Raw genomic sequence first — 10,830 nt, forward strand, 5'->3', positions numbered from 1 at the left:
TCTATTGCGCAAGGACCCGGAGCCGGATCCAGTTCAGCGCCGCAAGTTTGAAGCGGTCGTAAAACGAACGTGCGAAACGCACATAGCGCATGATCCAGGCGAGCCAGCCATAGGTGAGGAGCTTTTCCCGGCCCGCATGATAGATGCGCTCGACAATCAGGAAGGTGGAAAGGTGGGCAAGGATCGTCAGAACCAGACCCGACTTGAAGGCGCCATGGGCAATGAGGACGAGGCCGACGATCTTCATCGGTTCGGCAATCGCAAAGGGAACGGCAAGACAGAGGAGAATGGCAAGGCGCGGCAGTCGCTCGATGCGGCTTTCCAGCCGCTGGATAAATGTCAGGTTCGATATGGCCCTGATGACCGGCCGGTAGAGCGGGCGGAAAATGCCGTCGAGAACAAGGGCGAAAATTATGATTGCCCTGATCGGAAAGACGAGGATCGTCCGGATTTTGCTGTTCACCTCGATCAGTCTCCAAAAAGGGCGTAACGCCTATCCTTAATCGCCTGAAACATGTCAAAACCAAGTCGCATTTTCTGTCAGTTCTGCCGAACGCTCGCATACATGCCGGTGGTGCGGAATTCGCTCGGGTTGGTGCCGTAGAGCCTGCGGAAGACCTTGGAAAAATAATTCGGATCCTCGAAGCCGCAAAGCACGGATACCTCCTTGATGGGAATGTTCGCAGCCGAAGTGAGAAGCTTGGCCGCCCGGCGCAGGCGCCGTTGCAGCACAAATTCCGCAGGCGGCATGCCTTCGCTTGCCGTGAAGATGCGGGAGAAATGCGCGCGGCTCAAGCCCGCCACATCAGCAAGGTCGCTGACGGACAGCCGTTCGCCAAGGTGCCCGTCTATGTAGCTCAGCACCTGCTGCATCGTGCGATATTCGCCGCCGAAGGAAGGGTGCGAACCGAAGACATCATCATAAAGCGTCATCGCCGCCTCGTAAGCGACGGCCGAGGCAGCGCCTGGTGTCTCCGCGCCATTGACGAGTCTTGAGCAGCATTCGGCGAGCTGGTCCACCGTCTCGGACTTGAGTTTGAAGACGGGGCCGGTGACAGAGAGGATATTGCGGTGAATGCGCAAAGCTTCCTCGCCATTCATGGAAATCCAGAAGAATTCCCATTCCTTGCCCTCTTCCAGCCAGTAGCGGTGATTGTGGGGAATGAGCAGCAGCAGGGTTTCGCCCGGCCTCACCACATAGTGGCGGTTTTCGTAACGGAGGTTGCCCTGTCCGGCGATGCAATATTGCAGCACGGTAAAAGGCGTCTGGCCGCGTTTGCGCCCGTCCCAGTCGTAATTGCCGCTGCGGCGGATTTCATAACCGCTGCTGGTCGGCATGGTGTGCAGCGTCTGGCGGCCGCGCGGCAGCGAGACGGTTCGCATGCAGGGCCCCTGATCGATCAAATCCTGCAGCACAAAATTACCCATGAAAGCATAATCCTTCTCTGGTTCTATCGAACTTTATACGCATAATCCCGATCCGAGGAGACAGCCAGCGGGATATTGTTGCTGAAAAATTTGGGAGGAAGGCCGGTTTTCCGGGATTCTCACGGGTATTTTCCTGCAGCGCCATTTCATGATCCTTCGGCCCGTTTCACCCGTTCGATTTGCAACAGAGGTGGCGTTATGAGTTTCAAAATCGCTATTATTGGCGCAGGCAGCGTCGGTTTCACGAAAAAACTGTTCACCGATCTCCTGTGCGTACCGGAGTTTCGCGACATCGAAGTCGCGCTGACGGATATCAGCCAGCACAATCTGGATATGATCAGGGCGATCCTCGACAAGGTCGTTGAGGCCAATGGTTTTCCCGTAAAGGTGACAGCGCATACGGACCGCCGCCGGGCGCTGGAGGGCGCGAAATATATCATCAGCTGCGTGCGGGTCGGTGGGCTCGAAGCCTATGCCGACGACATCCGCATTCCGCTGAAATACGGCATCGACCAGTGTGTGGGCGATACCATCTGCGCCGGCGGCATTCTCTATGGTCAGCGCAACATTCCGGTCATTCTCGATTTCTGCAAGGATATACGCGAAGTCGCAGCACCGGGTGCGAAATTCCTGAACTACGCCAACCCCATGGCCATGAATACCTGGGCGGCCATCGAATACGGCAAGGTGGATACGGTCGGCCTCTGCCACGGCGTGCAGCATGGCGCGGAACAGATCGCCGAAATCCTCGGTGCGAAATCCCCCTCCGAACTCGATTACATCTGCTCGGGCATCAACCACCAGACATGGTTCATCGATCTGAGGCTTAACGGCCGCAAGATCGGCAAGGATGAGCTGGTCGCGGCCTTCGAAGCGCATCCGGTCTTTTCGCAGCAGGAGAAGCTGCGCATCGACGTGCTGAAGCGTTTCGGCGTCTATTCGACCGAAAGCAACGGCCATCTCTCCGAATATCTGCCGTGGTATCGCAAGCGCCCGGATGAAATCTCCCGCTGGATTGACATGTCCGACTGGATTCACGGCGAAACCGGCGGTTATCTGCGTCACTCCACCGAGACGCGCAACTGGTTCGAAACGGAGTTTCCGCAGTTCCTCGCCTCAGCCGCCAAGCCGATCGATCCGGCCAAGCGCTCCAATGAACACGCAAGCCATATTCTGGAAGCGCTGGAGACGGGACGGGTCTATCGCGGCCATTTCAACGTCAAGAACAATGGCGTCATCAGCAATCTGCCGGCGGATGCCATCATCGAATCGCCCGGCTTTGTCGACCGTTTCGGCATCAACATGGTCTCGGGCGTAACATTGCCGGAAGCCTGTGCAGCCACCTGCATGGCCTCCATCAATGTGCAGCGCATGTCTGTCCATGCGGCGGTGAGCGGCGATATCGATCTTTTGAAGCTCGCCGTGCTGCATGACCCGCTGGTGGGCGCCGTCGCCACGCCGGAGGAGGTCTGGCAGATGGTGGACGAGATGGTTGTCGCGCAAGCGCGCTGGCTGCCGCAATATGCCGATGCCGTACCGGCGGCGAAGGAGCGGCTTGCGACATCGAGCGTCAAGACCCGCGACTGGGCCGGCGCCGCACGCCGCAACGTGCGTTCCATCGAGGAATTGCGCGCCGAGAAATCGGCGCTGAAAAAGGCTGTTTGAGGAAAAGACATGGGAACAGGTCTGGCGGCGGAAGGGAGTCCGCCGCCACGACCGGAACGATCACAGAGGGTGGGCGGTCGAAGAGCTGCCATTTGGGAGGAATGACGATGTTACTTCAACGCAAGATCGGTATCATCTCGGCACTGGGGCTCAGTGTTTCGATGATCGCACTCAATGCGAATGCCTTCGAGACCACCACGCCGCCCGAGCCGCCGCAATTTCCGGCCGAAGGCAAGATCAATTACGTGGCGCGCGACTCGATCCTCGAATTCAAGGCGCTGCCTGACTACAGCGAGCCGGACTGGGTCAGCGAGAAATTCGAAAAGACCGGCAAGCTGCCGCCGCTGAAGGAACGCCTGCCGGAAGAACCACTCGTCTACAAGACCGGCAACATGCCTGACGGTATGGGCGTTTATGGCGATACCATGCGCCATGTGGTCGGCGGCCGGCCGGAGGGCTGGAACTATATTGCCGGCCAGAGCCAGGGCTGGGGCGGCATCGATATCGCCCTTTCCGAATGCCTGACGCGTACCGCGCCGCTTTTCCAGGTGGATGCCAAGGATACCGAGCCGCTGCCCAATCTGGCGAAAAGCTGGGAATGGTCTGAAGACGGCCACAAGCTGACGATGCATCTCGTCAAGGGGGCCAAATGGTCGGACGGTGAACCCTTCAACGCCGATGATGTGATATTCTATTGGGAAGATGCCGTCATCGACCCCAATGTTTCACCGCTTGGCGGCGGCGCCTCGCCGGAGGCTTTCGGTGAGGGAACGACGCTGAAGAAGGTCGATGATTACACCGTCCAATGGACCTTCAAGGCTGCCTTTCCCAAGCAATATCTCTACACCATGGCCTATCCGAGCTTCTGCCCCGGGCCGTCGCATATTCTGAAGCCCCAGCATCCGAAATATTCCAAGAACACCTATAACCAGTTCAAGAACGCTTTCCCGCCTGAGTATATGAACATGCCGGTCATGGGCGCATGGGTGCCTGTGTCATATCGGCCGGACGATCTCATCGTGCTGCGGCGCAACCCCTATTACTGGAAGGTCGATGAAAAGGGCCAGCAGCTGCCCTATCTCAACGAGGTCCACTACAAGCTTTCCACCTGGGCGGACCGCGATGTGCAGGCCGTTGCGGGCTCGGGCGATTTCTCCAATCTTGAACAGCCGGAGAATTTCGTCGCATCACTGAAACGCGCCGCAGATCCCAATGCGCCGGCCCGCCTTGCCTTTGGGCCGCGCCTCATCGGCTATAATCTGCAGATGAACTTTTCCGCCAATGGCTGGGGCAATCCGGATGAGCGCGGACAGGCCATTCGTGAGCTGAACCGCAATGAGGTATTTCGCCAGGCGGTCACTTCCGCTCTCGATCGAAAGGCGATCGGCGACTCGCTTGTGAAGGGGCCTTTCACGGCGATCTATCCGGGCGGCATTTCGTCTGGCACCAGCTTCTATGATCGCGCCTCCACGGTCTATTACCCCTTCAACCTCGAAGCCGCCAAGGCCTCGCTCGCCTCAATCGGCCTGAAGGACACCGATGGCGATGGGTTCCTGAATTTCCCCAAGGAAACGCTCGGCGGCCGCAATGTCGAGATTACCCTTCTCGTCAATAACGGCTACGCGACGGACAAGAGCCTTGCGGAAGGTCTCGTTGGCCAGATGGCGAAACTCGGCCTGCGCGTCGTCATCAACAGCCTCGATTCCAACCAGCGCGATGCCGCCCATTATGGCGGGCAGTTCGACTGGCTGGTGCGCCGCAACTCCACCGAGCTTTCCTCCGTGGTGCAGAATACCGAGCAGCTGGCACCCGTCGGCCCCCGCACAAGCTGGAACCACCGCTCGCCCGAGGGCAAGGAACTCGATCTGATGCCGTTCGAGAAAGAGATGGCCGATCTGGTACGCAAGTTTATTTCCTCGCAGGACAATGCCGAGCGGGCGGAACTGATGAAGCAATATCAGAAGGTCTACACGCAGAACCTCTATACGATTGGCCTCACCGAATATCCCGGCGCGCTCATCGTCAACAAGCGGTTCTCCAACGTGCCGCAGGGTACGCCGATCTTCATGTTCAACTGGGCCGAAGATTCCATCATCCGCGAACGGCTGTGGGTCGCGGCCGACAAGCAGGGCAAATACGAACTCTTCCCGCAGCAGCTTCCCGGCAAGCCGGGTGAGGGCGGCCCGATCAACTAAAGCATTTCCAGAAAAACCGGACCCCGGTTTCCGTCCGGAAATGCGAATACCTTGAAGTACTCCTCCCGGAGCACACCCGGTACCGGTCGCGCGTGAAGCGCGGCCGGAGACACACGGCCCATCCAAACGGAGGAAGACCGTTCGATGCTGAGATTCCTGACGATACGCATAGGCTCCGCCGTTCCGGTGCTGCTGATCCTGAGTGTGGTGACATTCGCCATCATTCAGGCGCCGCCCGGCGATTATGCAGACTACATCCGCTCGCAGCTGATGAACCAGGGCGGGGCTTCCTTCGAACAGGCGGAAGCGCAGGCGCAGGCCTATCGTATCGAACACGGCCTCGATAAGCCGCTCGTGATGCAATATTTCAACTGGATCGGCGGTATCATCACCCGTGGCGATTTCGGCTACAGTTTCTACTACAACAAGCCGGTCGCCGATGTGGTTGGCGAACGCCTGCCGCGCACCATTGCGCTGGCGCTGGTCTGCCACATCTTCGCATCTGTTCTCGGCATCGCCTTCGGAATCTGGGCCGCTACGCGGCAATATTCCTGGGTCGACAACCTGCTCTCCACCATCGCCTTTCTCGGCATGACCATCCCGCGCTTCCTGATGGCGCTGATCCTTGTCTATCTGATGGTGTTTCATTTCGATGTGTCTGAGATCGGCAGCTTCTTCTCGCCGCAATATGGCGGTGCGCCGTGGTCGTGGGGCAAATTTGTCGATCTGGTCAGCCATGTCTGGCCGGTGGTCGCCATCGCCGTCTTCGGCGGCCTCGCCTACAACATGCGGGTGATGCGCGGCAATCTGCTCGATACGCTGAATGCGCAATATGTGGAAACGGCGCGCGCAAAGGGTCTTTCGGAAGGCGCGGTCATCATGCGCCATGCCGTGCCGAATGCGGTGCACCCGCTCGTCATGTATCAGGGCGTTGTGCTGCCCTATATGCTGAGCGGCGAAATCGAGACCGCCATCATCTTCGCATTGCCGACCGTCGGTCCGGCCATTGTCGGCTCCATGGCGGTGGGGGATGTCTACGTCACCGCGACCTTCATGATGGTGCTCGCCGCCACGCTGATCGTCGGCAACATCATCGCCGACATGCTGCTCGCCATGCTCGACCCGCGCGTTCGCGAATTCGGGAGGGCTTGAGATGGTGGCCGTTGACAACATGAAGACCGAAACCACCGCCACCCCCAAGCCCGAACGCGGCACGCAGGGCAACGAGTCCTATCTCGCCCTGGTATGGCGGCGTCTAAGGCGGTCCTTCACCGGCATGCTGGGGCTGGTGCTGGTCGTGCTCTTGATCCTGATCGCAATTTTCGCCGATTTCTTCGCGCCGATGAACCCGCTGGAAACCAATGCCAGCTTCTCGCCGCCGCAGGTGGTGCGTTTTTCTGACAAGGACGGCAATATCAGTCCTTTCCCCCGGGTTTATGCGACTGCCGAGACCGAAGAACTCGATCCGGTGACGTTCCAGCCTATCGTCGGGCCGGACTACGACAATCCCGTCTATCTCGGCTTCTTCGTCGAAGGCGCGGAATACAGGCTTTTGGGCCTCATCCCGATGAGCCGTCACTTCTTCGGCTCGACCGACGGCCAGCCGGTGCATTTTCTCGGAACCGACAAGTTCGGGCGCGATGTGCTGTCGCGCGCCATATATGGTTCGCGCATCTCGCTCGCGATTGCGCTTAGCGTCGTTGCCATCGTCACCGTCATCGGCACCAGTGTCGGCTTGATATCAGGGTATTTCGGCGGGCCGCTGGATGCCTGGGTGCAGCGCTTCGTGGAGGTGGTGCTCGCCTTTCCGCAATTGCCGCTTTATCTCGCGCTGACATCGCTCATTCCCGTCACCGCACCGACCACCGTTTTCCTCGTCTTCGTGGTTGGTGTCATGTCGGCGCTCGGCTGGGCGCAGATGTCACGCGAGGTGCGCGGCAAGACGCTGGCGCTGGCGCGTATCGATTATGTCCGGGCGGCGATTGCCGTCGGGGCCACCGACCGGCGCATCATTTTCCAGCACATTCTGCCGAATGTGATGAGCCACGTGATCGTCGCCGTCACCCTGCATATTCCGAGCGTCGTGCTGCTCGAATCCTTCCTCGGTTTCCTCGGTTTTGCGGTGAAACCGCCGCTCATCTCCTGGGGGCTGATGCTGCAGGATACCGCGACCTATTCCGTCATCGGTTCCTATCCATGGATCCTCGCGCCGGTCGGGTTCGTGCTGGTCACCGTCTTTGCCTTCAACGCGCTGGGCGACGGCCTGCGTGACGCCGTCGATCCCTATTGAGAGGAGCGTGACATGGTAGCTGCCCAGAACAACGCCTACGGCCCCGCCATCCGCCTCGATGCCGATGACCGCAAGGACAATGCCATTATCGATGCCCGCAACATTGCCGTGACCTTCAAGGTGGAGCACGGAACGGTGGAGGCGGTGAAAGATATTTCCTTCCAGCTCTATCGCGGCGAGACGATCGCAATCGTCGGCGAGTCCGGTTCGGGGAAATCCGTCACGGCTCGCACCGTTATGGGCCTTCTGACGAAGCGGGCAACGATTTCGAAATCGGCGGTGGTGCGCTTCAACGGCGAGGACATCCTGAAATTCTCATCACGCCAGCGCCGGGCGCTGCGTGGCAATCGCATTTCGATGATCTTTCAGGAGCCGATGAGTTCATTGAACCCGATCTATACGATCGGCAGCCAGATCGTCGAGGCGATCCGGGTGCACTCAAAACTCAGCCGCAAGGAAGCGGAGGCAAGGGCGCTCGATCTTCTGCGGCAGGTGCAGATACCGGAACCGGAAGCGCGGCTGAAACAATATCCGCACCAGCTTTCCGGCGGCCAGCGGCAGCGTGTGATGATCGCCATGGCGCTCTCCAACGATCCTGATGTGCTGATTGCTGATGAACCCACCACCGCGCTCGATGTGACGGTGCAGGCGCAGATTCTCAACCTTATCCGCGATCTGCAGAAAAAACGCGGCATGGCCGTGGTGCTCATTACCCATGACCTGACGATCGTGAAGCAGTTTTCCGACTACGTTTACGTCATGCAGCATGGCGAGATGCGCGAACATAACACCACCGAACAGCTGTTTGCAGCACCGCAGCACCCCTACACGAAAAGGCTGCTCGCTTCCGAACCGCAGGGAACGGCAAAGCCGCTGCCGGAGAATTCCGGCGTGCTGCTCACGGCAAGCGGCGTGCGTGTCTCCTTCATGATGCGTTATGGCGGACTGTTCAAACCGGAACTGAAGGAACTGATCGCCGTCGACAGCCTGGGGCTCACCCTCAATCGGCACGAGACTCTGGGCCTCGTCGGCGAATCCGGTTCCGGCAAGACGACCTTCGGCCAATCCCTGCTGCGGCTGAACGAACCGGTGGGCGGCGAGGTGATCTTTGATGGGGAGAGGGTCGATGGCCGCTCCCGCGCTGAGATGCGGCCCCTGCGTTCGCGCATGCAGATCGTGTTTCAGGACCCCTTCGCGTCGCTCAATCCGCGCATGACCATCGGCCAGATCATCGAGGAAGGGCTGATCATCAACGGCCTTGGCCGGACCAAGACAGAAAGGCTGGACCGGGTGCGTGATGCGCTGGAGGCGGCCGGCATGCCCGGTAACATCCTCTCACGTTTCCCGCATGAGTTCTCAGGCGGCCAGCGCCAGCGCATCGCCATTGCGCGCGCCGTGGCGCTGGAGCCGGAATTCATCCTGCTCGATGAGCCGACCTCGGCGCTCGATCTTTCCGTGCAGGCGCAGATCATCGATCTGCTGCGCAAGCTGCAGGACGAGCGGGGTCTGAGCTACCTGTTCATCTCCCACGACCTGAAAGTGGTTCGCGCGCTCTGCCACCGCGTCATCGTCATGCAGCGCGGGCAGATCGTTGAGCAAGGTCCTGTCGAGGATGTGCTGACAAACCCAAACACAGAATATACTCAGCGGCTTGTACGGGCCGCCTTCGAAATCGCTTGAATTCCAATGCTGGAGGTAGACATGGCAAGAGATCCCAAGATCACATTCATCGGCGCAGGCTCCACGGTGTTCATGAAGAACATCATCGGCGACGTGCTGCAGCGTCCGGCCCTTTCGGGCGCCACCATCGCACTGATGGATATCAACCGTGAAAGGCTGGAAGAAAGCGCCATCGTCGTCAACAAGCTGATTTCGACGCTTGGCGCAAAGGCGAAGGCCGAGACCTATACCGACCAGAAAAAGGCGCTCGCCGGTGCGGATTTCGTCGTCGTCGCCTTCCAGATCGGCGGCTATGAGCCCTGCACGGTCACCGATTTCGAGGTGCCGCGTAAATACGGCCTGCGCCAGACCATCGCCGATACGCTCGGCGTCGGCGGCATCATGCGCGGTCTTCGCACCGTGCCGCATCTGTGGAAGATCTGCGAGGACATGCTGGCCGTCTGCCCCAACGCCATCATGCTGCAATATGTGAACCCCATGGCGATCAATACCTGGGCGATTGCGGAAAAATACCCGACGATCCGGCAGGTCGGCCTTTGCCATTCCGTGCAGGGCACGGCCATGGAACTCGCCCACGATCTCGATATCCCTTACGAGGAAATTCGCTACCGTTCCGCCGGCATCAACCATATGGCGTTCTTCCTGGAGTTCGAGCATCGCCAGCCGGATGGCAGCTACAAGAACCTTTATCCCGACCTCGTGCGCGGCTACCGCGAAGGCCGTGCGCCAAAGCCCGGCTGGAACCCGCGTTGCCCCAACAAGGTGCGTTACGAGATGCTGACGCGGCTTGGTTATTTCGTCACCGAAAGTTCCGAGCATTTCGCCGAATATACGCCCTATTTCATCAAGGAAGGGCGCGAGGATTTGATCGAGAAATTCGGCATCCCGCTTGATGAATATCCGAAGCGCTGCATCGAGCAGATCGAGCGCTGGAAGGGGCAGGCCGCGGCCTATCGTTCGGCCGAGAAGATCGAGGTCAAGCAGTCAAAGGAATATGCCTCCTCCATCATCAACTCGGTCTGGACCGGCGAACCCTCGGTGATATACGGCAACCAGCGCAACAATGGCTGCATCACCTCGCTGCCATCGGATTGCGCGGCGGAAGTGCCCTGCCTTGTCGATCATAACGGCGTGCAGCCCACCTTTATCGGCGAATTGCCGCCGCAGCTCACCGCCCTTATGCGCACCAACATCAATGTGCAGGAACTGACGGTGCGGGCGCTGATGAGCGAAAACCGCGAGCACATCTTCCACGCGGCGATGATGGACCCGCATACGGCGGCGGAACTGGATCTCGACCAGATATGGTCGCTGGTGGACGATCTGCTGCTGGCCCATCGCGACTGGTTGCCGGAATGGACGCAGGTGGAGGTGAAGCGGGCGCGGGCGGTGTGAATGCGGGGGGGCGGTAATTGGAAGTCGCGGGAGTTTCGTCTGCGGCCGAGTTCACCGACACGCGCCTCTCTCCATATTCGACGTCATCCTCGGGCTTGTGCCACTACTGTCCGGTTTAAATTTGCGGCCATTGGAAGGCCATCTGGTTTTGGTTTGTGGGTTTGTCTGGTGGCGGGT

At 59.4% G+C, this 10,830-nt stretch carries 8 protein-coding genes; 6 read left to right on the plus strand and 2 right to left on the minus strand.

Annotated elements, in window-relative coordinates:
* Nucleotide 1 precedes the first annotated feature (1 nt).
* Entirely contained in the window at nt 2-463 is a 462-nt protein-coding gene (locus V6R85_RS22445; protein WP_003505634.1) for a hypothetical protein, read from the minus strand.
* Nucleotides 464-540: 77 nt separating this feature from the next.
* Nucleotides 541-1,428, minus strand: a complete 888-nt coding sequence (locus V6R85_RS22450; RefSeq protein ID WP_020810883.1) for an AraC family transcriptional regulator — start codon at nt 1,426-1,428, stop codon at nt 541-543.
* 198 nt (nt 1,429-1,626) lie between these two features.
* On the opposite strand from V6R85_RS22450, the gene V6R85_RS22455 reads away from it, so the two are divergent.
* The 6 genes from V6R85_RS22455 (at nt 1,627) to V6R85_RS22480 (ending at nt 10,653) form a co-directional block, all read left to right on the plus strand.
* A complete protein-coding gene (locus V6R85_RS22455) occupies nt 1,627-3,093 on the plus strand; it encodes an alpha-glucosidase/alpha-galactosidase (protein WP_020009828.1) in 1,467 nt (488 codons plus the stop codon).
* Between the two features lie 107 nt (nt 3,094-3,200).
* Complete coding sequence (locus V6R85_RS22460; protein WP_031234010.1) at nt 3,201-5,288, plus strand: ABC transporter substrate-binding protein; 2,088 nt, start codon at nt 3,201-3,203, stop codon at nt 5,286-5,288.
* 144 nt (nt 5,289-5,432) lie between these two features.
* Nucleotides 5,433-6,440 (plus strand): ABC transporter permease, encoded by a 1,008-nt coding sequence (locus V6R85_RS22465; protein ID WP_020810885.1) that lies wholly within the window; start codon nt 5,433-5,435, stop codon nt 6,438-6,440.
* Nucleotide 6,441: 1 nt separating this feature from the next.
* Complete coding sequence (locus V6R85_RS22470; RefSeq protein WP_020810886.1) at nt 6,442-7,578, plus strand: ABC transporter permease; 1,137 nt, start codon at nt 6,442-6,444, stop codon at nt 7,576-7,578.
* A 12-nt stretch (nt 7,579-7,590) separates the two neighbouring features.
* Nucleotides 7,591-9,258, plus strand: a complete 1,668-nt coding sequence (locus tag V6R85_RS22475; protein ID WP_336377216.1) for an ABC transporter ATP-binding protein — start codon at nt 7,591-7,593, stop codon at nt 9,256-9,258.
* A gap of 21 nt (nt 9,259-9,279) precedes the next feature.
* On the plus strand, nt 9,280-10,653 hold the full coding sequence (locus tag V6R85_RS22480; RefSeq protein ID WP_078053907.1) for an alpha-glucosidase/alpha-galactosidase: 1,374 nt from the start codon (nt 9,280-9,282) through the stop codon (nt 10,651-10,653).
* The last annotated feature ends 177 nt before the right edge of the window (nt 10,654-10,830 follow it).

The organism is Agrobacterium sp. CCNWLW32, assembly GCF_037083425.1.
Classification (GTDB): domain Bacteria; phylum Pseudomonadota; class Alphaproteobacteria; order Rhizobiales; family Rhizobiaceae; genus Agrobacterium; species Agrobacterium radiobacter.